This window comes from Neisseria montereyensis (genome assembly GCF_024834045.1).
Taxonomy (GTDB): Bacteria; Pseudomonadota; Gammaproteobacteria; order Burkholderiales; family Neisseriaceae; genus Neisseria; species Neisseria montereyensis.
Map to the genome: position 1 here is coordinate 30,441 of NZ_JANUXW010000005.1, position 24,391 is coordinate 54,831.

At 48.8% G+C, this 24,391-nt stretch carries 19 protein-coding genes and 1 CRISPR repeat array; of the genes, 12 read left to right on the forward strand and 7 right to left on the reverse strand.

The window, feature by feature from the left end; translation table 11 throughout:
* The first annotated feature begins 216 nt into the window (after window positions 1-216).
* The 4 genes from NXS09_RS06825 (at window position 217) to carB (ending at window position 5,610) form a co-directional block, all read left to right on the forward strand.
* Window positions 217-651 carry a hypothetical protein gene (locus tag NXS09_RS06825; RefSeq protein WP_259291803.1) on the forward strand — a complete coding sequence of 145 codons (435 nt, stop codon included), beginning with the start codon at window positions 217-219 and terminating at the stop codon, window positions 649-651.
* A gap of 427 nt (window positions 652-1,078) precedes the next feature.
* Complete coding sequence (locus NXS09_RS06830; RefSeq protein ID WP_259291804.1) at window positions 1,079-1,441, forward strand: hypothetical protein; 363 nt, start codon at window positions 1,079-1,081, stop codon at window positions 1,439-1,441.
* A 138-nt stretch (window positions 1,442-1,579) separates the two neighbouring features.
* Window positions 1,580-2,383, forward strand: a complete 804-nt coding sequence (locus NXS09_RS06835) for an HNH endonuclease (RefSeq protein WP_259291805.1) — start codon at window positions 1,580-1,582, stop codon at window positions 2,381-2,383.
* Between the two features lie 17 nt (window positions 2,384-2,400).
* Window positions 2,401-5,610, forward strand: coding sequence for a carbamoyl-phosphate synthase large subunit (gene carB, locus NXS09_RS06840; protein WP_259291806.1), 3,210 nt, complete (start codon window positions 2,401-2,403; stop codon window positions 5,608-5,610).
* A 78-nt stretch (window positions 5,611-5,688) separates the two neighbouring features.
* Here the strand turns inward: carB and pyk are convergent, their stop codons facing one another.
* The gene (gene pyk / locus NXS09_RS06845) at window positions 5,689-7,161 is read right to left on the reverse strand and encodes a pyruvate kinase (protein ID WP_259291807.1); all 1,473 of its coding nucleotides are present in this window, start codon (window positions 7,159-7,161) and stop codon (window positions 5,689-5,691) included.
* 209 nt (window positions 7,162-7,370) lie between these two features.
* On the opposite strand from pyk, the gene NXS09_RS06850 reads away from it, so the two are divergent.
* Window positions 7,371-7,601, forward strand: a complete 231-nt coding sequence (locus NXS09_RS06850) for a hypothetical protein (protein WP_259291808.1) — start codon at window positions 7,371-7,373, stop codon at window positions 7,599-7,601.
* A 23-nt stretch (window positions 7,602-7,624) separates the two neighbouring features.
* On the opposite strand, the gene apbC is transcribed toward NXS09_RS06850, so the two are convergent.
* Window positions 7,625-8,704 (reverse strand): iron-sulfur cluster carrier protein ApbC, encoded by a 1,080-nt coding sequence (gene apbC / locus NXS09_RS06855; RefSeq protein WP_259291809.1) that lies wholly within the window; start codon window positions 8,702-8,704, stop codon window positions 7,625-7,627.
* Window positions 8,705-8,924: 220 nt separating this feature from the next.
* Between apbC and NXS09_RS06860 the strand changes: the two genes are divergently transcribed.
* The gene (locus tag NXS09_RS06860) at window positions 8,925-9,164 is read left to right on the forward strand and encodes a TM2 domain-containing protein (RefSeq protein WP_259291810.1); all 240 of its coding nucleotides are present in this window, start codon (window positions 8,925-8,927) and stop codon (window positions 9,162-9,164) included.
* Between the two features lie 334 nt (window positions 9,165-9,498).
* Window positions 9,499-10,782: a PHB depolymerase family esterase gene (locus NXS09_RS06865; protein WP_259291811.1), complete on the forward strand. Its 1,284-nt coding sequence runs from the start codon at window positions 9,499-9,501 to the stop codon at window positions 10,780-10,782.
* A 344-nt stretch (window positions 10,783-11,126) separates the two neighbouring features.
* Here NXS09_RS06865 and gluQRS read toward each other — a convergent pair whose 3' ends face one another.
* The gene (gene gluQRS, locus NXS09_RS06870; protein WP_259291812.1) at window positions 11,127-12,023 is read right to left on the reverse strand and encodes a tRNA glutamyl-Q(34) synthetase GluQRS; all 897 of its coding nucleotides are present in this window, start codon (window positions 12,021-12,023) and stop codon (window positions 11,127-11,129) included.
* Between the two features lie 42 nt (window positions 12,024-12,065).
* A complete protein-coding gene (locus NXS09_RS06875; RefSeq protein WP_259291813.1) occupies window positions 12,066-12,995 on the reverse strand; it encodes an NUDIX hydrolase in 930 nt (309 codons plus the stop codon).
* Window positions 12,996-13,271: 276 nt separating this feature from the next.
* Here NXS09_RS06875 and parC point away from each other — a divergent pair, with 276 nt between their 5' ends.
* From parC to NXS09_RS06895, 4 genes are all read left to right on the forward strand, one after another.
* On the forward strand, window positions 13,272-15,575 hold the full coding sequence (gene parC / locus NXS09_RS06880) for a DNA topoisomerase IV subunit A (RefSeq protein WP_259291814.1): 2,304 nt from the start codon (window positions 13,272-13,274) through the stop codon (window positions 15,573-15,575).
* A 149-nt stretch (window positions 15,576-15,724) separates the two neighbouring features.
* A complete protein-coding gene (locus tag NXS09_RS06885; RefSeq protein ID WP_259291815.1) occupies window positions 15,725-17,314 on the forward strand; it encodes a two-component system sensor histidine kinase NtrB in 1,590 nt (529 codons plus the stop codon).
* On the forward strand, window positions 17,307-18,971 hold the full coding sequence (locus NXS09_RS06890) for a sigma-54-dependent transcriptional regulator (RefSeq protein WP_259291816.1): 1,665 nt from the start codon (window positions 17,307-17,309) through the stop codon (window positions 18,969-18,971). Before NXS09_RS06885 ends, NXS09_RS06890 begins: the two co-directional genes overlap by 8 nt.
* Window positions 18,972-19,186: 215 nt before the next feature.
* A complete protein-coding gene (locus NXS09_RS06895) occupies window positions 19,187-19,939 on the forward strand; it encodes a class I SAM-dependent methyltransferase (protein WP_259291817.1) in 753 nt (250 codons plus the stop codon).
* 144 nt (window positions 19,940-20,083) lie between these two features.
* Here the strand turns inward: NXS09_RS06895 and NXS09_RS06900 are convergent, their stop codons facing one another.
* The 3 genes from NXS09_RS06900 to NXS09_RS06910 all read right to left on the reverse strand — a co-directional run bounded on the left by NXS09_RS06900 (window position 20,084) and on the right by NXS09_RS06910 (window position 21,610).
* Complete coding sequence (locus NXS09_RS06900; protein ID WP_259291818.1) at window positions 20,084-20,542, reverse strand: hypothetical protein; 459 nt, start codon at window positions 20,540-20,542, stop codon at window positions 20,084-20,086.
* Between the two features lie 6 nt (window positions 20,543-20,548).
* A complete protein-coding gene (locus NXS09_RS06905) occupies window positions 20,549-20,926 on the reverse strand; it encodes a hypothetical protein (RefSeq protein WP_259291819.1) in 378 nt (125 codons plus the stop codon).
* Between the two features lie 372 nt (window positions 20,927-21,298).
* Window positions 21,299-21,610, reverse strand: a complete 312-nt coding sequence (locus NXS09_RS06910) for a hypothetical protein (RefSeq protein ID WP_259291820.1) — start codon at window positions 21,608-21,610, stop codon at window positions 21,299-21,301.
* A gap of 252 nt (window positions 21,611-21,862) precedes the next feature.
* A CRISPR array of direct repeats spans window positions 21,863-22,757; the repeat unit is 32 nt; unit sequence GTTTCAACACGCAGCCGCGCAAAGGCGGCTGA.
* Between the two features lie 363 nt (window positions 22,758-23,120).
* Here NXS09_RS06910 and NXS09_RS06915 point away from each other — a divergent pair.
* Window positions 23,121-24,185: a metal-dependent hydrolase gene (locus NXS09_RS06915; RefSeq protein WP_259291821.1), complete on the forward strand. Its 1,065-nt coding sequence runs from the start codon at window positions 23,121-23,123 to the stop codon at window positions 24,183-24,185.
* Window positions 24,186-24,391 lie beyond the last annotated feature (206 nt).

Below are 24,391 nucleotides of genomic sequence, written 5' to 3' on the forward strand. Positions count from 1 at the left end.
TCGTTAGCTGCGATAAAACAAGGCTGTCTGAATTTTTCAGACGGCCTTTTTATATTTATGTTTATATAATCCTTGAGGCCGTCTGAAAAATAAACCGAGAATTTGTATTCGGTTAAAATATCTTTTATCCTTATCAAATATGCAATATTAATATTGCCATGCTGTATAGCGTACCGGTATATTTCAAAACCGAATAATCATTAAGGAGTGTAGTATATGACTGCTAAAACCGATACCGTTCACGACGGCGTATCCGAGATTCACATTAGCCAATCAGATCTCGGCAAAGCATTTGAAGAGTTGTGGACATTGCTTGTTCCCCAAGAAGGATTTGCCCCCACACTTCAAGGCGAAGTGATACGGGTTTCCGGCCGGATAGCAGGCGAAATTTATCGCAACGGCGGCATGAATTGGTATAGCGGATATGACAAATTATTGAGAATCTTGACAAAATATTTGCATAGTGAGAATACTTTTTCAGACGAAGAGTGGGAAGAGCTATCGAAATTAATTAAATTTATCGGCCGCAATGGGGGCAAAGGCACATGCTTTGAAGAAGTAGAAACACTTTCTAATTATGCCGTATTATGGGTGAAGAAAAACCCGCACCCGATTCCATTGGATAAAGAAAATATTGTATATAATTTTTAATCGATAGGGCATAAAGGGCGTGGCGGCCGGCGACCAATATTTTTATGCGTATTTAAATGATTGTTACCGAAAAAAGGCGGGCGGATGAATAATCCGCCCGCTTTGTTATATTAAAAAACCGGCTTGGTTTAAAACCATTTTCCAACCGCCGAAGCAAACCGACAAACTGCCTGGCCGTAATAGAAACCGATTCAAAAATCGCTTAAATCATTGTAGCGAATCCCGCATAAGGGCTGGAAATATCGTATAATCTCACGAATTTGCTTGAAATATTGATAGGGATAATCAGCGTTAAAACCGATACGGATTATATTTTAGACCGTCTGAAAAGCGTGTAAGGTTTGCGTCTTAGGCGCACGCGGGTTTGGTGTATTTGAAGCAGATTGGTTTTTAATAATTTTATTCAGATTTAATACTAGGAGGAAAGATGGTTAGATATTTTAAAGAAGAATCAACACATATAACCCGTGCTATTCAAGTATGGCTTATTTTATTAAGTGCCGCGATGAACCGCCAAACTATGACTTATACAGATTTATCTGTCAAAATGTATGAGCATTATGCGGCAGGAGTATTGGGTGGCATTTTAGAATATATTGCCGTGTATTGTAATCAAAATGAGCTTCCCCCTTTAACGGCTATTGTGGTGAATAAAGAAACAGGTTTACCAGGCTTAAGTATTCCTGTTGAGGCGGATTTGAATAGGGTGCGAGAGCAGGTTTACCAATTTGATTGGTATAGTATTTTCCCGCCGACAGAACAAGAGTTTGAGAATACAAAAGAAAAATAAAGCTGGATTAGGTAGGTCTTCTGAAAAGCGTGTAGAGCGTGTAGCGTTGCTACATACTCTACACGAGATAATAAATGCGTCTATTCCGATAAGGGAATAAGTTATATTCTTGGTTTAAAATTAAGAAAGATTATAAAAATGGCCAAAAAAGATGAAGAAGTTCAACAAAAAGAGCAAATGATTGAGCCATTGATATCAGTTCTTCATAAGTTTAATGGCGTTGCTAAACTACAGTATATTGAAAAAGCATTAAAAGAATTACCAGCAGAAGAGTACCCTGAGGTTTTTGAAATTGCTAAAAATTATAAGAAAAAAGGCTCTTACAATGCATTTGTTGGTGATGTTTTAGAAGCATATTCATCAGATTCTAGTGATTTTGATGGGACAAAGCCTGATTTATTTCGCTCGGTATATGGTATGGCTTCTCGGAAAGGAATATGGGCACTTAGAGAAATTCCTAAAGATATAGTTAGTTCAAAGTTGTCGGAAGAACGACTACTAGAGCAAGAAACAGATGTTTTGTGTGAAGTTAAAGTTAGATTAGAGCAAGGTAAGTTTCGTACAGCGTTACTCAATAAATACAAGGCTTGCCCTTTAACTGGAATTAATATCCCGTCTTTTTTAATAGCCAGCCATATTAAGCCTTGGGCAAAATCAAAGGTTAGAGAAAAACTGGATATTAATAATGGTATTCTATTAGCAGTTCACTTAGATAAGTTATTTGATGTGGGAGATATTAGTTTTGATAATGACGGTTTGTTAATTTGTCAGAGTGATGAGATTGAAAATTTACTAACCGAACATTTCAAGATTAAAACGAACCAACTAGAGCTGAATAATCAGATGCGCACTTATTTAGAGTGGCACAGAAAGTACTTTGGATTTGATAAGAATAAAGATAAAAGTCAGAACAAACAGTATATTTATTTTCAATTGAAATAACATAAGAAAGACCCACCATGCCTAAACGTACCGACCTAAAATCCATCCTTATTATCGGCGCCGGCCCGATTGTTATCGGCCAGGCCTGCGAATTTGACTATTCCGGCGCGCAGGCGTGTAAGGCTTTGCGCGAAGAGGGCTATAAAGTCATTCTGGTCAATTCCAACCCTGCCACGATTATGACCGACCCCGAAATGGCCGATATTACCTATATCGAGCCGATTATGTGGCAGACGGTGGAAAAGATTATTGCCAAAGAGCGCCCCGATGCGGTGCTGCCGACTATGGGCGGCCAAACGGCGCTGAATTGCGCTTTGGATTTGGCGCGCAACGGCGTGTTGGCAAAATACAATGTCGAATTAATCGGCGCTACCGAAGACGCGATTGATAAAGCCGAAGACCGCGGCCGCTTTAAAGAAGCCATGGAAAAAATCGGCCTGCACTGCCCGAAATCGTTTGTTTGCCACACCATGAACGAAGCTTTGGCCGCGCAAGATCAGGTGGGTTTCCCAACGCTGATCCGTCCGTCGTTTACTATGGGCGGTTCGGGCGGCGGTATTGCCTACAATAAAGACGAATTTTTAGCGATTTGCGAACGCGGTTTTGATGCGTCGCCCACGCATGAATTGCTGATCGAGCAATCGGTACTCGGCTGGAAAGAGTACGAAATGGAAGTGGTGCGCGATAAAAACGACAACTGCATTATTATCTGTTCGATTGAAAACTTCGACCCGATGGGCGTGCATACCGGCGACTCGATTACCGTAGCGCCCGCGCAAACGCTCACCGATAAAGAATACCAAATCATGCGTAATGCCAGCTTGGCGGTGTTGCGCGAAATCGGCGTGGATACCGGCGGCTCGAACGTGCAGTTTGCCATTAATCCGGAAAACGGCGAAATGATTGTGATTGAGATGAACCCGCGCGTGAGCCGTTCTTCCGCGCTGGCATCGAAAGCCACCGGTTTCCCGATTGCCAAAGTAGCGGCGAAACTGGCGGTCGGCTTTACGCTGGATGAGTTGCGCAACGATATTACCGGCGGCCGTACGCCTGCTTCGTTCGAGCCGTCTATCGACTATGTGGTTACCAAAATCCCGCGCTTTGCCTTTGAAAAATTTCCGGCTGCCGACGACCGCCTGACCACACAAATGAAATCGGTGGGCGAAGTGATGGCGATGGGCCGCACCATTCAGGAATCCATGCAAAAAGCCCTGCGCGGTTTGGAAACGGGCTTGAGCGGCTTTAATCCGCGTACCGAAGACAAAGCGGTTATCCGCCGCGAATTGGCCAATCCCGGCCCCGAGCGTATTTTGTATGTGGCCGATGCGTTCCGTACCGGTTTCAGCAAAGAAGAAATTCATGAAATCTGTACGATTGATCCGTGGTTCTTGGCGCAAATTGAAGATGTGATTCAGGAAGAGCAAAAAGTTGCGGCAGGCCGTCTGAACGATTTGGATTACGCCACCTTGCGCCGCTTGAAACGCAAAGGCTTTTCCGACAAACGTTTGGCGCAATTGCTGAATATTACCGAAAAAGAAGTGCGCGAACACCGCTACGGCCTAAACCTGCATCCGGTTTACAAACGCGTCGATACCTGCGCGGCCGAGTTCCAATCCGATACCGCTTATCTGTATTCGACTTATGAAGAAGAATGCGAGTCGCGGCCGTCTGAAAACAAAAAAGTGATGATTCTCGGCGGCGGCCCCAACCGTATCGGCCAAGGTATCGAGTTTGATTATTGCTGCGTGCATGCGGCCTTATCGTTGCGCGAATCGGGCTTTGAAACCATTATGGTGAACTGTAATCCCGAAACGGTTTCTACCGACTTCGATACTTCCGACCGCCTGTATTTCGAGCCGCTCACTTTGGAAGATGTGCTGGAAATCGTACGCACTGAAAATCCGTGGGGCGTGATTGTGCATTACGGCGGCCAAACGCCGCTGAAACTGGCCAATGAATTGGTGGCCAACGGCGTGAATATTATCGGTACTTCCGCCGACTCGATTGATGCCGCCGAAGACCGCGAGCGTTTCCAAAAAGTATTGAACGATTTGGGCTTGCGCCAACCGCCGAACCGTATCGCCCACAATGAAGAAGAAGCGTTGGTATTGGCCGAAGAAATCGGCTATCCGCTGGTGGTGCGTCCGTCGTATGTATTGGGCGGCCGCGCCATGCAGGTGGTGCATTCGCAAGAGCAGCTGAAAACCTATATGCGCGAAGCCGTTCAGGTATCGGAAGACAGCCCGGTATTATTGGATTTCTTCCTCAATAATGCCATCGAAGTGGATGTGGATTGCGTTTCAGACGGCAAAGACGTGGTCATCGGCGGCATTATGCAGCACGTCGAGCAGGCCGGTATCCACTCGGGCGACTCGGGCTGTTCGCTGCCGCCTTATTCGTTGAGCGAAGAGATTCAAGATGAAATCCGCCGCCAAACCAAAGCGATGGCTTATGCGCTGAATGTGGTCGGCCTGATGAACGTACAATTTGCCGTACAAGACGGCGTGGTGTTTGTCTTAGAGGTGAACCCGCGTGCGTCGCGTACCGTGCCTTTTGTATCGAAAGCCACCAGCGTACCGTTGGCGAAAGTCGGCGCACGCGCAATGGCGGGCATCAGCCTGAAAGAACAGGGCGTGGAAAAAGAAGTGGTGCCGGATTTCTATGCGGTAAAAGAAGCCGTGTTCCCGTTTATCAAATTCCCCGGCGTGGATACTATTCTCGGCCCGGAAATGCGCTCTACCGGCGAAGTGATGGGTGTGGGGGCAACTTTCGGCGAAGCTTATCTGAAAGCGCAATTGGGCGCGGGCGAGCGTATGCCGGCCACCGGTAAAGTATTTATTGCCGTGCGCGATGAAGATAAGCCGATGGTGGTGAAAACCGCGAAAAACTTTATCAGCTTGGGCTATGAAGTGGTAGCGACCCGCGGCACGGCTGCCTATTTGAAAGGGCAGGGTGTTGAGGTTGAAGTAATCAATAAAGTGCTGGAAGGCCGCCCGCATATTGTCGATGCGATTAAAAACGATGAGATTGCCTTGGTGGTGAATACGGTAGGCAGCGATGCCCAATCTATGACCGACAGCCATAGCATCCGCCGCACTTCGCTGACCCAACGTGTGCCGCAATATACAACGGTGGCCGGTGGCGAAGCCATGAGCGAAGGGGTAAAAAGCATGAGTACCTTAGGCGTTTACAGCGTACAGGAACTGCACGGCAGATTAAAAAAATAAACGTTTAAGCAGCGGTTAAACCAATAGGCCGTCTGAACGTTTTTTCAGACGGCCTATTTTGTTGATTATTCGGATGATTTAACGATTCACGGTAAACACTTGCAGCATATTGGTCGAACCGGTTTCACGCATACGCGAGCCGCTGGTGATAATGTATTGGTCGCCGTTTTTCAATACGCCGCGGTTAAACAGCATTTTTTCCACTTCGTTTAAGGCGGTATCGTGGTCGGTGCTGGTGGTGATTTTGAGCGGGCGCACACCGCGATACATGGCCATGCGGCGTTGGGCGGCGATGCTGGGCGTGAGGGCGTAAATCGGTAGTTGGATGCTATGGCGGCTGATTTCAAAAGCCGTCGAGCCGCTTTCGGTGAGGGCGACAATGGCTTGGGCGTTAACCGCACGGGCAACGTGAACCGCACCGTCGGCAATAGCCAGATAGGTGCTGACGGGTTCGTCGCTGTATTCTTCTTCCACGCCGTTGAGCGAATCTTGTTCGGCTTCCGCCGCCGCGCAGATAACCGCCATTTGGCGTACGGTTTCAAAAGGATAAGAACCGATGGCGGTTTCCGCCGAACACATCACCGCATCGGTACCGTCTAACACCGCATTGGCCACGTCGCTGACTTCGGCGCGGGTCGGTACGGGGTTGTTAATCATGCTTTCCATCATTTGGGTGGCGGTGATGCTGAAACGGCGCAGCTCGCGGGCGCGGCGGATCATACGTTTTTGCAGAGCGGGCACGGCGGCATTGCCGACTTCGACCGCCAAGTCGCCGCGCGCCACCATAATGCCGTCGGCCGCTTTAATGATTTCATCTAAGTTGGCAATCGCTTCCGCCCGTTCGATTTTGGCAACCAAGCCCGGGCGCACGGCATTGCTGCCCTGCATTTCCTGCTCGATTAAGGCGCGGGCGGTGTGTAAATCTTCGGCCGATTTCACAAAGCTGACGGCCACATAATCGCAACCGATGCCGATGGCGGTTTTTAAATCCTGAAAATCTTTGTCGGTTAATGCGCCGGCAGAAAGGCCGCCGCCGCGTTTGTTGATGCCTTTATTGCTTTTGAGGAAATGGCTGTTTTTTACGGTGGTGTGGATTTCGCTGCCGTTTATGCTGTCGATAACCAAAGTGAGCAGGCCGTCATCTAATAGCAAGGTGTCGCCGACGGCAACGTCTTGGGGCAGGTCGGGGTAATCAAGGCCGACCCGTTCGCGGTTGCCTTCGCCTTCCAGCGCGGCGTCTAACAGCAGTTTTTCACCCGCTTCCAGTTGGATACCGCCGTCTGCCAGTTTGCCGACCCGGATTTTAGGCCCTTGCAAATCGGCCATAATGGCGACTTCGCGTCCGGCTTGTTGTGAGGCTTCCCGAACGATGCGGGCGTTTTCCTGATGAAATTCGGTGCTGCCGTGGCTGAAATTAAAGCGGACAATATTTAAGCCGCCAACGCGTATCATGTCTTCCAGTAAAGCCACATTGTTACTGGCCGGGCCGAGGGTGGCCACGATTTTGGTATTGTGGCGGATGCGGGTGAGATTGCGGTTGGCGGTATTCATAGCGAAGTATCCTTATGATGGGGATGGGTTTGTGTATTGTTTGTGATTTTAACCTGAAAAATTTTATAGTGTTGGAAAATTACAAGTTTTTATGGTTTAGGTGAATATATGATAGCAGAAAAGCTATTCGGATTAGACAAATAGCCTATTTTAATCATTTTAAACATCAGGCCGTCTGAAATAATCTTTCAGACGGCCTGATGGTCATAATGCCTTTTATTTGGAATATCGTTTATGTAGGGGCGGATTATATATCCGCCCGTGTCGGCGGTTCGATAATGTTTGGTGGTAAAAAAACCGTATCGGTTTCGGCAATGTCGGTGTGGGTACATGGTCGGGTAGTGCAAACAGCGGGCGGATATGCAATCCGCCCCTACGGTTTATTGTGGGTAAATTTTTTAAAAATCAGGCCGTCTGAAAGATTATTTCAGACGGCCTGATTCAATATAGCGTTATGGCAAGCTTATTCGACCACGATTTTGGGGAAGCGGCCGCTGAAATCCCTGCCTTTATCGGCAATGGCTTGGGCAATCTGCCATGCCGCCTGCGTATAGATTTCGGCAACGGCCGGTTGCGCGGCCTGCATTTGCACGGCCGAGCCGCTATCCATCGCTTCGCGTACGGGCAGGCTTAGAGGCAGTTGGCCGAGTAGGGGTACGCCGAGTTTTTCGGCCAGATTTTTACCGCCGTCGCTGCCGAATATGGCTTCGGCATGGCCGCATTGGCTGCAAATATGCACCGACATATTTTCCAAAACGCCGAAAATCGGGATATTCACTTTTTGAAACATATCCACGGCTTTGCGGGCATCGATTAAGGCGATATCTTGCGGTGTGGTCACCACGACCGAGCCGGTAACGGGTACTTTTTGCGACAGCGTCAGTTGAATATCGCCGGTGCCGGGCGGCAGGTCGATAAAGAGATAATCGACGTCATCCCATTGGCTTTGAAACAATAATTGTTGTAAGGCCTGGCTCAACATCGGGCCGCGCCAGACAACAGCCTGTTCGGTATCGACCAAAAAGCCGATAGACATCACCTGTATGCCGCCTTCGGCAACAATTGGAATCAGTTTTTTGTCTTTCTGTTCGGGCTTGCTTTGGGCAACGCCGAGCATGGTCGGTTGGCTGGGGCCGTAGAGGTCTGCATCCAACACGCCGACGCGCGCGCCCATATTGGCCATCGCCACGGCAAGGTTGGCGGTGGTGGTGGATTTGCCTACGCCGCCTTTGCCTGATGCAATGGCAATAATGTTTTTCACGCCTTTAATGGTGTTTACACCCGGCTGCACTTTATGGGTGGCAACGGATAGGCCGATATCGATATGCAGGGGGGCGCCGTTTGTGAGCGGGTTTAAGGCCGTCTGAATCTGTTCGGCTAAGGCTTGGCGGATATGGTTAACGGGGAAGCCGAATTGCAGTTTGATATAGAGGCCGTCTGAACGTTCTTCTAATAAAACGATGGCTTTTTCGCCACCGAGTGTGCGCGTACTTTGCGGTATGGGCAACTGCTCGAGTGCGGTTTGGATGTTTTGAATATTCATGATGTGTCTCTGTGTGATGTGTGCCGTTATTTTAACAGAACGGCTTGTTCATAGCAGGGTATGGGTTTTCATAGCTTGAGGCCGTCTGAAAGGGTTGAATACTTGAAAAGCAGTGTATATTTGCGTATCTTTACGAAACCCGTCTTTTAATTGGTGTAACTATCTACCATTTATAGCCCGTATTTGTAACTCATATTTGATGATAAAAAGGAAAACGTAAATGAATGTTCCTGTTTCTTATGCCGCTATGTATCCCCACACCTGTAATAAAGCCTTATATGTGGCAATGGCTCTGCTGTTCGGCGGTTTGGGCATACATAAATTTTGTGCCGGCCGCGTGTGGATGGGCATTTTGTATTTGCTGTTTAGTTGGACTTTTATTCCGACGGTTGTCGGTGTTATCGAAGGCATATTCGCTGCCTTTAAAACAACCGATTCGCTGGGTGCGATTGTAGTGTAAATTTATTAAATATCGAATACGCCGTCCGTATGATTGCGGGCGGTTTTTTATTGCCTTTTCAGACGGCCTGATATGATTTTCTCAATTTTCTAGCTGCCGCCTGTCGGTATAAATCAACGCTTATACCATAAATCAGCCGTTCCGTATGTTGGCAGACACAAGTCTTTGGCCGTTGGGTATAGTAATGCCGACCGGCCGATAGCGGCAGACGGGTTGTCTGTCTGAAGAGTCGGCCGTATGGATACGAGGCCGTTTCGGGATAGCGAAACAGAAACGGTTGCCGAACAACGATTGTTTTCAGGGATAACCTGCCTGAATTTCGAAAGCCTGTTATATGAAAAAAATCACCACTGCTTTAACCGCCCTAGGATGTGCTGTGGCCCTATCCGGCTGCCAAACACTTTTTCCCGCGCAGAATCAGGTAGACAACACCATAGCCGATCCGGTAGACAGCATCACTGCCGTTACCGAAGTGTCGGGCGACGGCCAAAAAATCACCGCCGCAGTGCTTCATTATGATGCGCCGGTACTCAATGATTCGTTAAGCCCGGAAGATTTTGCCGTTAACCGCCGCACCATTACCCAAGTGTATAGCAACGACCGGCCTGCGAAAGACGGACAGGGCAAAGACGGTAATTATGTGGTTGTCGAGCTTTCCGATAACGATGAAGACGCCGTAGCATTCGGCGTAGACGGCCGCGATATTATCCGCCGCCGCCCCGAATTGAAAGTGACCCAAACCGGCGATATCAGCGATGTTTCCGGCCAAGTTATTGCCCCCAGCAGCATAGAGCGGCAGAGTACGCAAACGGTAAACTTGGTGGTGGACGGCTTCAAACAGGCGGAATTTACCGATCCGCAAACCGGTACGGCGGTTGCATACAATCTGTTTGTGCCCGAAGATTACCGTGTCGACAAACAATATCCGCTGGTGTTGTTCCTGCATGATGCCGCCGTGAGCGGTGCGGATGTGCAAAATACCCTGCAACAGGGCTTGGGTGCGGTGGTGTGGGCATCGCCCGAATCGCAAGCCAAGCAGGAAGTTTTGGTGTTGGCGCCGCAATTCGATTATTCCGCCGCGCAGCCGTATGCGGGCAAGAGTGAAGCCGATGCCGTTATCCGCCTGATTCAGTCGCTGCAAGCCCAATATAACGTCGACCCCACCCGCATTTATGTGACCGGACAGGGCGAAGGCGGCGATATGGCCATTATGATGAATGCCGGCTATCCCGACTTATTCGCCGCTTCGTATATTGTCGCCGCCCCGTGGAACGGCACCCAAGTTGTGCCGCCGGTTCAGGGCAAAATGTGGATTGTGGCGGCCGAAGGCGATGAAAAAGCGTTTGCGGGCATGAATAAAGCAACCGATGCATGGGCAAAACAAGGCGCCAGAGTGGTGCGCGATATGTGGAGCGGTCTGGCTTCGCCGGAAGAATTCGACCGCGCATCCGAAGCCATGCGCAACCAGCAGGCCGATGTTTACTATACCGTTTTGCAAAAAGGCACGGTGGTGCCGTCCGGAAAAACGGAAAGCAGCCGCGCCAATCAGCGCAATACATGGCGGATTGCCTATACGATTGACAGCATTCGCGATTGGTTGCTGGCGCAGCATAAGTAACCGTTGATTTTTAATGATAAAAGGCCGTCTGAAAAGTGTTTCAGACGGCCTTTGGTTTTGAAATGGTTAAATGCCCCTACGGTTTTGTATCGGATTCGGAACTGCTGTATTTTTTGCTGTTTTTATACAAAATATTGTTTTAAATTACATTTAAATCTTGTTTGGTATGCCGTTCATGTAGGGGCGGATTATATATCCGCCCGTGTCGGCGGTTCGATTATGTTTGGGGAAAAAACCGCGTTGATTTCGGTGATATCGGGATGGGTGTACACGGGTTGGGGTTGTGTAAGCAGCGGGCGGATATGCAATCCGCCCCTACGGGTTTTTGAATGGATATTTGGGGTTTACTCGGTGCAAATGCCTGTTTTCGGCACATTGTCTATTTGCCAATGTTGCACTGCCCAGTCTAATAATTCAGACGGCCTGTCGGTTTCGGGTGCGGGTGGTAGGTTGAGATAGGCCATGACTTGGCGCAATAGTTGTTCGCGCTGTTTGAGGTCAAGCGCGGGGGCGAGTGTTTGTTTCGACCATTTTTGATGCTGTTTGTTGAGCAGTAAGGGCAGGTGGGTATAATGCGGGGTCGGCATGCCGAGGTAGCGCTGCAAGCCGATTTGGCGGGGGGTCGATACCAGCAAATCTTGCCCGCGCACAATATGGGTGATGCCCTGATCGGCATCGTCTGCCACAACGGCCAGTTGGTAAGCCCAAAAGCCGTCTGCCCGCAATAAAACAAAATCGCCGATATCGCGGGCGGGGTTGTGGGCGTAATGGCCGACAATGCGGTCGTCGAAGCCGATGATTTCGTCTTGTGCGCGCAGCCGCCATGCGGGGGTTTTGCGCAGGTCGCTTTCAGACGGCCTGTAGTCGGGGCGGCCGCATTGGCCGTCGTATATAGGGCCGTCGATGCCGATATGGGCACGAGCCTGCCAGTCTTTGCGGCTGCAATAACACGGATATACCAGCCCTTGTTCTTTCAGACGGCCTAATGCGGCCTGATAAAGCGGGTGGCGGCGGCTTTGGTAAACCACTTCGCCGTCCCATCGAAAGCCGAATGCTTCGAGAGTGCGCAGAATATCGTCTGCCGCGCCGGCCATTTCGCGCGGCGGGTCGAGGTCTTCCATGCGCACCAGCCAGCGGCCGCCGTGTGCTTTGGCATCGGCATAGGAAGCCAGTGCGGTCAGTAGCGAGCCGATATGGAGTAGGCCGGTCGGGCTGGGGGCGAAGCGTCCTGTATAGGTCATGGCGGGTTTGGGTGGTTAAACACGCCGGATTATATAACCCAATTATTTCCCCATCGCAACCGTTTGCGCATAGGCCGGCTTGCGGGCAGCAACCGGGGGTACGGTAGTCTCGGCCAAACGTTGGAACAGTTTGTGGTTTTTGTCTAATAAGCCGTAACGGGCGAAGGCATCTAACGTGACCAGCATGGCATCGTTCATCAATAAGCCGCTGCACATGGCATCGGTTAATTCGGGAACGGTCATCTTGGTGAATCCGGCCACTTCGCCGTCTTGGTTTTCCGGTTGCGTGTCGGGCGGTAGTACGGCATCGAAAATATGTAGAAATTCGTTGTGTAGGCCGCGTGATACGGGGCGGCGGCTGTGGCGTACACTTTGGCAGCACAATGATTCGAGTAAGTTTCTGCTCAATCCGGCTTCTTCTTCCGCCTCACGCAACATCGCTTCTTGAATGCTTTCGCCGCTGGCAATGCCGCCGCCGACAATATTGTCGAGTTTATTGGGATCAACCGCTTTATGGGCTGCGCGGCGGCCTATCCAAAATACCCATTCGCCGTTGTCTTGCGTTAACCCGTTGATGTGGACGGCATGGCTTAACAAACCCAACGGGCGGAAAGCGGAACGCTCCAGCTCGAATAAGGGTTCGCCGTTGGCATTGTGAACATCGAATTTTTCATCACGCCAGCCGCGCAAACAGCCTTGCCGCCGCCAGTTTTGTGCCATGGTTTGCAGGGCTTCGCCCATCTCATGCCAGTTGGCGGTGTGCAGGTGGATACCCTGCGGCTTGATTTCTATCGGCCCCGGCCAGTCTTGTATGATGCGTGTGCGCCATTGTCTGTTCAGACGGCCTAAGTTCAAACCGTTCAGCCATAATATCTGCCATGAATCGGCATCGAAATAATCGGTTAGCAGGCTTTGCAGCCGGTTTTGTTGGTTGGCGTTGAGGCAATGGGTGAAATAGGGGATGCGTGTCATGAGTTTTTCCTGCGTGATCTGTGATTAAGGTGGTGTGTGGTAATGTGGTTTGAGTGTTTGTTTTTATACAGGGCTTTATTCGCCATAACATATCTGATTTCGATTTTGCTTTGGGCAGATAGTTCAAAAATATTGCGGCAACACAAATTTTCGTTTGGTTTTTATGCGGATTAATAAAAATTGCTAACCGTTCGGGCCATACCGCAAGCGGATAAGGTTAATTTGTTTTACAATACACGACTTTAATATATTTAAATAAAGTATTTATACAGCGATATGGATGAAAAACCTGCCTTGCCCGTTGTGGGCGACGATTATCTGCTGCTCGGCCAATATGCCGAGCGTGCTTATCTTGAATATGCGATGAGCGTGGTGAAAGGCCGTGCACTGCCCGAAGTTTCAGACGGCCAGAAGCCGGTGCAGCGGCGGATTCTCTATGCTATGCGCGATATGGGCTTGGTGCATGGCGCCAAGCCTGTTAAGTCTGCGCGGGTGGTGGGTGAGATTCTCGGTAAATACCACCCCCACGGCGATGCGTCCGCTTATGATGCGATGGTGCGGATGGCACAAGATTTTACCCTGCGCTATCCCTTAATCGACGGTATCGGCAACTTCGGCTCGCGCGACGGCGACGGCGCGGCGGCTATGCGCTATACCGAAGCGCGGCTCACACCGATTGCCGATTTGCTGCTTTCCGAAATCCATATGGGCACGGTGGATTTCGTGCCGAACTACGACGGTGCTTTTGAAGAGCCGGTACACCTGCCCGCCCGTCTGCCGATGGTGCTGCTGAACGGCGCATCGGGCATTGCCGTGGGTTTGGCAACCGAAATTCCTTCTCATAATCTGAGCGAAGTTACGCAGGCCGCTATTGCCTTGTTAAAAAAACCAAGCCTCACCACTGCCGATTTGATGCAGTATATTCCCGCCCCCGATTTTGCCGGCGGCGGTCAGATTATTACTTCCGCCGAAGATTTACAGCATATTTACGAAACCGGAAAAGGCAGTGTGCGCGTGCGGGCGCGTTATGAAGTTGAAAAGCTGGCACGCGGCCAATGGCGGGTGATTGTGACCGAATTGCCGCCGAACACCAGCGCCCAAAAAATCTTGGCCGAAATCGAAGACCAAACCAACCCCAAACCGAAAACAGGCAAAAAAAACCTCACGCAAGACCAGCAAAACACCAAAGCGTTAATGTTGTCGCTGCTGGAAAAAGTACGCGATGAAAGCGACGGCGAATCGCCCGTGCGCTTGGTGTTCGAGCCGAAATCCAGCCGTATCGACACCGAAAATTTTATCAACACCCTAATGGCGCAAACCTCGTTAGAGGGTAATGTGTCGATGAATCTGGTGATGATGGGCACGGATAACCGTCCGGCACAAAAAAACCTGAAAACCATTTTGCAGGAATGGTTGTCGTTCCGCACCGAAACCGTTACCCGCCGCCTGCAATACCGTTTAAGCCAAGTCGAGAAGCGTATCCATATTCTCGAAGGCCGCATGATTGCCTTTTTGCATATCGACGAAGTGATTAAAGTGATTCGCGAGTCGGACGAACCGAAAAGCGATTTGATGGCGGCATTCGGGTTAACCGATATTCAGGCGGAAGATATTTTGGAAATCCGCCTGCGCCAGTTGGCCAGATTGGAAGGCTTCAAGCTTGAAAAAGAATTAAACGATTTAAAAGAAGAAGAAGGCCGTCTGAAAGTTTTATTGGGTGATGAGAATGAAAAGAAAAAACTCATCATTAAAGAAATGCAGGCCGATATGAAGCAGTATGGCGATGAGCGCCGTACTTTGGTCGAAGCCGCCGAACGGGCCACACTCACCCAAACCACCGCCGACGAACCGGTTACCCTGATTCTTTCCGAAAAAGGTTGGATACGCAGCCGCGCCGGCCATCATCTCGATTTAAGCCAAACCACGTTTAAAGAGGGCGACGGCCTGAAGCAGGTATTGGAAGGGCGCACCGTGTGGCCGGTGGTGATACTCGATTCGCACGGGCGCACCTATACGCTGGATGCGGCCGAAATTCCCGGCGGGCGCGGCGACGGCGTTCCGGTGTCGTCGCTCATCGAATTGCAAAACGGCGCCGAAGTCACCGCGATGATGACCGGCCTGCCTGATCAGCATTATCTATTGGGCAACAGTGGCGGCTATGGCTTTATTGCCAAACTGGGCGATATGAACAGCCGTATCAAAGCCGGTAAAAACGTGATGACCTTAAAAGCGGGTGAAAAAACCCTACCGCCAGTGCCGGTGTATTCGGTATCTCTGATTAATCCCGACTGCAAAGTATTGTTGGCAAGCGATGACCACCGTTTGCTGGCGTTTTCGATTGGCGAATTGGAAGTCCGCGAAAAAGGGCGCGGCCTGCAAATGATCAGCCTTTCAGACGGCGCCCGCCTCGAGCATCTTACCGTCAGCACTTCGCCCGAATTTATTGCGGAAAGTGTCGGTAAACGCGGGGCGGAGCATAAAGAACGCCTCAGAATGCAGGATATAAGCAACAAACGGGGTAGAAAAGGCAAACTATTGGATATTTCAGGCCGTCTGAAAGCCCTATACGGCGCAGATTAGGTATAATCACAGAATATTCAATTTTACTAAAGCAATTATATTGAAAGAGATTACCGCATGCTAAATGAATGCGGTGGTAAGCATAAGGAAACCGGAAGGCCGGCCATTGATAAACCATATACAATAATAAAGCTATAGAACGACGTGGCATGAATGTAAACAGATTATTTGTCAAACAGGATTGGGAAGCGCTGAACGAGCGGATTCCGGGCTTGATTAATATCGCCCGGATAGCCATCGTATTGTCGTTGCTGGTGTTTCACCTTTCGGGTGTCTATACCGATGGCGAAACGCAAAAGAATATGTTTTCCCCGCTGGAGTTTTACAGCTGGGTGGCGGTTTATTCGGTGTTAATCTTATTCAGCCTGTTTAAACCGGAATGGCAGTTGCAATCGTCCGATTTGCCCAATGCCGGCGCGGTCAGCGATATCAGTATGATTATGATATTGGCTTATATTTCCGGCGGCATAGGGTCTGGCTTCGGTATTTTGGTATTGCCTTTTATTGCCACTTCCTGCCTGCTGAGTCATGGCCGCTATCCCATGTTGTATGCCGGTTATGCAACCATGCTGATTGTGTTGAATATGTTTTTTGCCGGCCAAATCCGCTTCAATCCTTTTGAATGGGACAGCCACGCCACGATTACCGCTTCATTGCTAACCGGCGCCTGTTTTTTGGTGGCGGCGCTAACGGCTTTTTCCGCCTCTTATCTGCAAGCGGCTACCGAATCCACTACCCGGCACCAGCTAGCCTACCGCCGTGTTAGCGGCTTGAACAAATTGGTGCTAAACCGTGTTCAGGAAGCGGTGATTGTGATTGACGCCTCGCAACGCGTATGGCTGTTTAACCGGCAGGCCAAAACATATTTTCCGAATTTGGAAGTGGATAAACAGGAAACCGTGTTTAATGAGCTGGTCACCCGTTGGCGTTATCATCCCGATAAAAACTTTGAAACCGATATCCATATTTTCCAGCACTCCATGCATGTGCGTGCCGTGCCGTTGATTCAGGAAAAAACCGAGCTGTTGATGCTGTTTGTACGCTCGTTGCGTGAAGTAGCCGCCGAAGCATTGGCGACCAAGTTGGCTTCATTGGGGCAGCTCACCGCCAACCTTGCCCATGAAATCCGCAATCCGATGTCGGCCATCCGCCATGCCAGCGATTTGTTGAACGATGAAGATGAAAATGATCCGAGCAAGGCCAAGTTGCACCATATTATCGATGCCAATATTCAGCGCATTGATAAAATGCTGGAAGATGTTTCCCTGATTAACCGCCGCGACAGCGTCAGCCGCCAGCCGGTTAACCTGATGAAATTTTGGTTGGCATTCAAACAGGAATTTACCTTAAGCAATCCCGATGCCATCGGCTGCCTGCGTATGAATATGGACGGCAACAACCTGAGCGTATTGGTCGATGCCATGCATTTGCAGCAGATTATGTGGAATTTGTGTAACAACGCATGGCGCCACAGCCGTAAAGACCAACACGCGATTACCGTATTAATCAAGCCCAGCGGCCGCATCCATATTTCGATAGTGGTGGCCGATAATGGTACCGGCGTGCCGCCCGAAGTACGCAATCATTTATTCGAGCCGTTTTTCACCACCGATAAACAAGGCACAGGATTGGGGCTGTATGTCGCCCGCGAGCTTGCCCATGCCAATTTAGGTCAGTTACACTATCATCCCGAGATGAACGGGTTCGAATTGATTTTACCGAGGGAAAGCGATGAGTAATAACTTGCAAGACCCCGTATTGGTGGTCGATGATGAAGCCGATATCCGCGATTTGATGGAAATGACCCTGATGAAAATGGGGTTGCGGGTAGAGACGGCGGTCGGTGTTGACGATGCCAAAGACAAACTCGACAACAACGATTATTCGTTGGTGTTAACCGATATGCGCATGCCCGACGGCTCCGGCTTGGAGGTGGTGCAATATATCGACGAATTGGCACTGGATACCCCCGTTGCCGTGATTACCGCTTTCGGCAATGCCGATCAGGCGGTAGAAGCTTTGCGTGCCGGTGCGTTCGACTATCTGCAAAAGCCGATTACTCTGTCGCAACTGCGTTCTTTGGTAAAGTCGGCGGTAAAGATTAACGAGCCGTCTGAACCTGCGGCAGCCGCCAAAACAGAAACACCGCCGCCCCCGAAAGCCGAGCCTGCCCCTCCACCGCCGAAACCGGCTATGCCGTTTCGCGCCGCTTCTATATCTTATCCTGTCAAACAGCCGACACAGGCGCCGAAAAGCGGCTCCCCGCTCAACCGTTCGGCCGGTATTCCCGAAAGCCTGCGTTCTTTGAAAGACCGTTTTTCCAGTGGCGAACTCACGGCACGATTATTGCCCGAACACGACGATATCGGCGGCGAGAACGATATGCCGCGCTTGTTGGGCATTTCGCCGCAAATGGTAGAAGTGCGCCATCTTATCCGCCGTTTGGCGCAAAGCAATGTGCCGGTTTATATTTCAGGCGAATCGGGTACGGGTAAAGAGCAGGCAGCACGGACTATTCACGAGCTTTCCGAACGTGCCGACAAACCCTTTATCGCTGTTAACTGCGGTGCGATTCCCGAAAACCTGATGGAAAGCGAATTTTTTGGTTATAAAAAAGGCAGCTTTACCGGCGCCGATACCGACCGTTCGGGCTTTTTCCAACATGCCGACGGCGGTACGCTGTTTCTCGACGAAGTGGCCGATTTGCCATTATCCATGCAGGTAAAACTATTGCGCGCCATTCAGGAAAAAGCCGTGCGCCGTATCGGTGATGCGCGCGAAACTTATGTGGATGTCCGCATTGTTTGCGCCACCCATAAAAATTTGGAAGCTTTGGTGGAAAGCGGTGCATTCCGTCAGGATTTATACTACCGCCTGAATGTAGTGTCTTTAAATATGCCGCCTTTGCGTGAAATGCGCGAAGATTTGGGCGGGCTGATTGTGCATCTGCTTTATAAACACCGCACCAGCAGCGAAAGCTACAAACTCAGCCCCAAAGCGCAAGAAGCCTTATTGCATTACAGTTATCCCGGCAATTTCCGCGAATTGGAAAACATTCTCGAACGCGCCGTCGCCCTTACGGTAGGGCAGGTTATCCAGTTAGACGACCTGCAAATCAACACCGGTTTGTTTCCCAGCCAAACGGCCGAGCGTGAGAAAAAAGATGCTTTCGATGAAATTATCGAAGCTCCGCCGGTCGGATTAAGTCCCGGCGGCTTGTTGCCCGAATTTGTGCCCGGGCAAATGCAGATTCAGGATTATCTGGATAAAATCGAGCGCGAAATCATTGAACAGGCTTTAAAACAAACCCGCTATAACCGCACGCAGGCCGCCAAACTGCTCGGTATCAGTTTCCGTTCTATGCGCTATCGCATGGAACGCTTGGATATTCATTAATCCGATAGGGCGTAGGCCGTAAGGTTTCAGACGGCCTATCTACTGATATGAGCCTATTAGGTATGAGGTGTCGGTTTAATGGAAAAGGCCGTCTGAAACTTTATCTTTCAGACGGCCTTTTTTAAATAGCTGTCTAATTGCATATAATATTTTTATCATTCAAACACTTTTGCCCTTTAACGATTCTTATCGTATTGATGAGGCCGTCTGAAAACATGACCATAGTTTATCTTACCGAATCCGCCGAACAACCCGTCCGCGATATTATCCGCCGTTTCGGCATGGCCGAATCCACCGAGCCGCCCGAACAAGGCAGCTATTTGCAAGCCGATTCAGACGGCCTTTCCCTTTGCCGTGTCGGCGAAAAAGGCCGGGTGCGTGTTGATTTCGTAGGCGGTGCGGCGCAATACCGGCGTACCAAAGGCGGCGGCGAATTAATCGCCAAAGCCGTGAACCACACTACCCGACCCACCGTATGGGATGGCACCGGCGGGCTAGGGCGGGATGCTTTCGTATTGGCATCACTCGGTTTGGAAATAAAAGTGATTGAGCAAAATCCCGCTGTCGCCTGCCTGCTTTCAGACGGCCTGAGGCGAGCCGCAGAATCAGATGGGGAAATTGCCGCCATTGCCGCGCGCATTCATTTATATTTCGGCGATACCGGTATGCTGCTGCCGCAATTGGCCGCCGAACACGGCCGCCCCGATGTGGTTTATCTCGACCCCATGTACCCCGAACGGCAAAAGTCTGCCGCCGTAAAAAAAGAAATGGCTTATTTTCATGATTTGATTGATACGCCGCAAAACGAAGCCGGCCTGCTTGCCGCCGCAAGAAAAACCGCGAAAAAGCGGATTGTGGTCAAACGCCCCCGTTTAGGGCAGTTTCTCAACGGCGAATCCCCCGCTTATCAATACACCGGCAAAAGTACCCGCTTTGATGTTTATCTGCCCGAATTAGATACATTATAAATAATGGTTATATTCAATGTAGTCGAGTAAATATGATTCTGATGCTGATGTAAAAGTTGTATTCGTGATAAACATGTGAATAAGCAGCATTTGACGTAGGCGGCTGAGAGTGCATGAGGCATCTCATGGCTTTTGAGGTTCTGATTATTTACCCCTTAAAAGTTTTTTAGCCAGAGCCACCATATCATTAAAGCCGTTTCCTTTTTTGCCGTAAGTAAGCGAATAACAAATATTCCCATCCAAAACAGTTAGATAATCACGCATCTGGCTTGAGTTGTCGGATACGCTAGGCATTGTAAATAAGGCAGGCCGATTATTGACTGATAGAGGCAAATCACCAAACAATCCTACTGTATCAATACATTCGGATTGTTCTGTAACACGCTTATAAGTTACCAATAGCCCCGAACAAGACGCGCCTGAACATTTGCCGGCTGGTTGATAATTCAAAACCGTTTCGTTTCCCTGTCGAGATAATGCCGGAACATATTGAAGCCCTTTGGTATGAGCAAAATTTTGGACAATAGCATTTGTTTTATCGTTCGATGCAGCCACGCTAAATCCGCTAACCAATAATATTAAAGCCAAGGTTAATGTTCTCATGCTTACTTAACGCCTTTCTCTTTCAAACCGATATACCTGATCAATATTATCAATGTCGGTTAAAGTCGCTGTTTTACCTGTAACGTCCAATTGGTATAGATCAAAACCATTTTGTTGGATAATGTTTTTGCCATTTTTACGGGTTAGCTTTAGCGGTGTATCCCCCCAAGCATTTTTTAGGCGCACTATTTTACCTTTGTTGGTAATAACCAAAGCCGAACTCATACCATGTTGTGCCTCAAAATGGGTCTGGCCGATGCGCTGATATGTACCATCTATGCCGTTTGCCTGTGCATACCCAAACCCAAATAATGCAAAGACAAAGAATATATTTTTTATATTAATAGCATATTCTATGCGGTTAAATTTTTTAACTGGTTTCATGATAAATTAATTTCACTTAAAATCATTTGAGCTATTTTAGCTGGTGCTTATTCAGAGGTGTATAGGCATGAATAGTTTCCATTGTTTTCAGACGGCCACACTACTGGAAGAATGGCAACAGCAGATAGAGATGATGGCCGAAGATGAAAGAAGAGAAATACAATTAGTCATACAGTAAACTGATGGCATTTTTGCCCTTGAGGGATTTGAAAGAACCGAGCAAAACAGAAAAGTTGATGAGGCAATATTGGTTGGACGGGTATCCACCAAACAAGTAATTGATGAGATGCTTAAGTATGTCCATGAGCATAAAACCGTTGATGGTTTTATTGAAAGTTGAGTATGAGCTTTTAAGAATTAGGTAGAGTGTGGTTACCGTCTGTTTCTATCTTGGTTTATTTGTTGTATGCGGATATGTTCAATTAGTTCGCTATGTTTTTCAGCTTCCGTCTTACCATAATCCCAAATGCTGCTTTTTTTGCTGCGGCTTGTTGAGTTTTCTTTCATCATGTCTGAGAACTTTGGTAAGAATGGCAGTAATAACCGCAAGATGCTCCAAAATAGACCTAAAACTGTAGTAATTATTAACATTGGAATAGCAATCAGGGCGTAAAGCCCTGCGAAAAACACGGCGACGAACAACAGCCAAATAATACATTTATATAAAATAATACCCCAATCCATTCTTTTGCTTCCTTATTGGCTAATTCGCTGTAATACGTTTGATGCGGTTAAATATTTTTGAATATAGCATAGGTAGCGGTTGAAAGTACAATCTGTTTATTTCTTTTGTCTAGCAATTGCTATCGGTTGTTTCTATGTAATTTCCGTTTCTGTCTTTTTTGTGTCTAGTAGTTGTAAAGGTAAATTCATTAGATTTTGTTACATAGCCGTCTGAAGAAAATTCAGATACATGACTATGGACAATTTCTTTAAGTTTCAACACACAGCCGCGCAAAGGCGGCTGACCACTACCACAAACAGGACAGGCAATATGCACTCGGTTTCAACACGCAGCCGCGCAAAGGCGGCTGAGCAAGCTCTTTTTTCCACTTCGGCCAACTTTTCGGTTTCAACACGCAGCCGCGCAAAGGCGGCTGAGTGGACAAGCCGCAGAAGTGATTGAAATCGGCAGTGTTTCAACACGCAGCCGCGCAAAGGCGGCTGACAACGGCAGCCTCTAACTCTCCACCGAACAAGTCGTTTCAACACGCAGCCGCGCAAAGGCGGCTGATTGGAACAATGCGCGAGCAAATGGCAGGGCTAGTTGTTTCAACACGCAGCCGCGCAAAGGCGGCTGATAGAGTGCAGCGAGCCATAAACATTTGAGCGTTGGTTTCAACACGCAGCCGCGCAAAGGCGGCTGAATTTTTAAAACTTTTGTTTTTGGATTGACATAAAGTTTCAACACGCAGCCGCGCAAAGGCGGCTGAGTATAAGGTAGACCGTGTGGAGTGGCTTGATGATGTTTCAACACGCAGCCGCGCAAAGGCGGCTGATGATGGTACGCTTAAGCCTGTAAGTGAGTGGACGGTTTCAACACGCAGCCGCGCAAAGGCGGCTGAACGAAGATTTGACGCGACGGGAAGAGCAGCAGAAGTTTCAACACGCAGCCGCGCAAAGGCGGCTGAGCCGATATTGGCACTACTGCATCTGCTGAAATTGCGTTTCAACACGCAGCCGCGCAAAGGCGGCTGACTTTAGTTTCATTGTAAGAGGATATAGTCAGGGCGTTTCAACACGCAGCCGCGCAAAGGCGGCTGATTGACCCCGCTAATGCCCACGCGCCCGTAATTTTTGTTTCAACACGCAGCCGCGCAAAGGCGGCTGAAGCCCCTTGTGAAACTTGCACCAATCAAAGCCTTGAAAGCTTTAATTCGCTAAAGTAGCGTTAAGGGTCTGAAAAAAGTATAACACAGCCGTTTGGGTTATACCTATATTCATAATATCTTCATTATTAAAGCGTTTTTGTGGCCGCTAATCTCAACGTATTTTAATGGGCGCTATATATTAGCGAGTCATCATTTTATGACTTTCGGGATTTTTTGTTTATATGTTATAAACTTGTTTGATTTTATGTTAAACATTGGGTTTGATAAAGCCATTTAGAGCTATAAACTATAGATAATCTATAACAATATGGCTTGATTAAGTTATAAAATAGTTGAATGTTACAACCGGAGAATAATTGAATATGGACTCTTTAACTCAGGCCGTATTGGGGGCGGCGGTGCAGGGGGCTGGCTTGGGCAAGTATCAGGGGCGTAAGGCGATTTTTTATGGCGCATTGCTTGGTACGCTACCTGATTTGGATGTGTTTATCCATTACGATGATCCGATTTCTTCCATGACTTATCATCGTAGTTTTTCCCATAGTTTAATGGTATTGGTACTGCTTGCCGCCGTGATGACTTGGATAATTAAAAAACGTTGGCCCGATTCGCCGTATAGTTCGTCGCGCTTGTTTTATACGATAACGGCAAGTTTGATAACTCATCCCTTGTTAGATGCCTGTACGGCATACGGCACGCAATTATTATGGCCGTTTATGCCTACGCCGCAACAATGGTCGGCCGTTTTTATTGTCGATCCGGTCTATACCGTGCCGCTTTTATTGGCGGTTATTGCTGTATTGTGGCGCGGAATAAAAACGAGTACGCATCGGGCGTTGGTATTGGCGCTGGCTTGGAGTACGGCTTATCTGGTATGGGGCGGCTATGGGCAATATCATCATGAGCAACGGGTTAAAGCGTTTTTGGAAAGCGAGGGAATGACTGTCCAACGGATTATGGCAACGCCGATGCCGTTTAATACCCTAACTTTCAGGGTGTTGGCGCAAACAGATGACGGCAATTATATAGAGGCTGTTAGCGGTTGGTTTGATAATCGTCCGCCGGAATATGTGCGGCTGCCGCAAGGGTTGGATTTGGCAGAGCCTATACGCGATGAAGTGCTTTTTAAACGTTTAAATTGGTTTAGCGACGGTTGGATTCGTGTGAACCAAGAAGATAATCAGTTGGTAGTTAGCGATTTGCGCATGGGTTTGGGCAATTCTTTATCCTTCCGTTTTGTGATGGCCGAATATGATGGCAATAATTGGAATCCGGTAAGGCCGTATAGATTCGGCAGCGGACTTCGTGATGTGCCGGCTTATTTGAGCTATGTGTGGCCGCGCGTGCGGTATGGTACACCGATGCCGTTGAAAGAGTTGGTGAGCGAGGCTGAACCTGCCGCACCGAAAGCAGCCCGGGAAAATTAAAAACTTGAATGACGAAGTCAATAAAATAACAGGCAGATAAGAAATCATCTGCCTGTTTCTTTATGCTTAGAGTATTTTGAATAATGAAATAAAGGGCGAATTATCCGAATATCCATGATAACTTTATTTTCAGACGGCCTTATATAGGGGCGGATTGCATATCCGCACGTTTGTTTGGCTTTAGCGAATACACGATAATGTCGGCA

Excerpts from the sequence above, each read along its gene's own strand:
- apbC (WP_259291809.1), bottom strand. The coding sequence starts at position 8,704 with ATGAATATTCAAAACATCCAAACCGCACTCGAGCAGTTGCCCATACCG.
- NXS09_RS06915 (WP_259291821.1), top strand. The coding sequence starts at position 23,121 with ATGGACTCTTTAACTCAGGCCGTATTGGGGGCGGCGGTGCAGGGGGCT.
- NXS09_RS06835 (WP_259291805.1), top strand. The coding sequence starts at position 1,580 with ATGGCCAAAAAAGATGAAGAAGTTCAACAAAAAGAGCAAATGATTGAG.
- gluQRS (WP_259291812.1), bottom strand. The coding sequence starts at position 12,023 with ATGACCTATACAGGACGCTTCGCCCCCAGCCCGACCGGCCTACTCCAT.
- NXS09_RS06890 (WP_259291816.1), top strand. The coding sequence starts at position 17,307 with ATGAGTAATAACTTGCAAGACCCCGTATTGGTGGTCGATGATGAAGCC.
- NXS09_RS06865 (WP_259291811.1), top strand. The coding sequence starts at position 9,499 with ATGAAAAAAATCACCACTGCTTTAACCGCCCTAGGATGTGCTGTGGCC.
- carB (WP_259291806.1), top strand. The coding sequence starts at position 2,401 with ATGCCTAAACGTACCGACCTAAAATCCATCCTTATTATCGGCGCCGGC.
- NXS09_RS06875 (WP_259291813.1), bottom strand. The coding sequence starts at position 12,995 with ATGACACGCATCCCCTATTTCACCCATTGCCTCAACGCCAACCAACAA.
- NXS09_RS06850 (WP_259291808.1), top strand. The coding sequence starts at position 7,371 with ATGCCTTTTATTTGGAATATCGTTTATGTAGGGGCGGATTATATATCC.
- NXS09_RS06910 (WP_259291820.1), bottom strand. The coding sequence starts at position 21,610 with ATGGATTGGGGTATTATTTTATATAAATGTATTATTTGGCTGTTGTTC.
- NXS09_RS06825 (WP_259291803.1), top strand. The coding sequence starts at position 217 with ATGACTGCTAAAACCGATACCGTTCACGACGGCGTATCCGAGATTCAC.
- NXS09_RS06895 (WP_259291817.1), top strand. The coding sequence starts at position 19,187 with ATGACCATAGTTTATCTTACCGAATCCGCCGAACAACCCGTCCGCGAT.
- NXS09_RS06885 (WP_259291815.1), top strand. The coding sequence starts at position 15,725 with ATGAATGTAAACAGATTATTTGTCAAACAGGATTGGGAAGCGCTGAAC.
- NXS09_RS06830 (WP_259291804.1), top strand. The coding sequence starts at position 1,079 with ATGGTTAGATATTTTAAAGAAGAATCAACACATATAACCCGTGCTATT.
- NXS09_RS06860 (WP_259291810.1), top strand. The coding sequence starts at position 8,925 with ATGAATGTTCCTGTTTCTTATGCCGCTATGTATCCCCACACCTGTAAT.
- pyk (WP_259291807.1), bottom strand. The coding sequence starts at position 7,161 with ATGAATACCGCCAACCGCAATCTCACCCGCATCCGCCACAATACCAAA.
- parC (WP_259291814.1), top strand. The coding sequence starts at position 13,272 with ATGGATGAAAAACCTGCCTTGCCCGTTGTGGGCGACGATTATCTGCTG.
- NXS09_RS06900 (WP_259291818.1), bottom strand. The coding sequence starts at position 20,542 with ATGAGAACATTAACCTTGGCTTTAATATTATTGGTTAGCGGATTTAGC.
- NXS09_RS06905 (WP_259291819.1), bottom strand. The coding sequence starts at position 20,926 with ATGAAACCAGTTAAAAAATTTAACCGCATAGAATATGCTATTAATATA.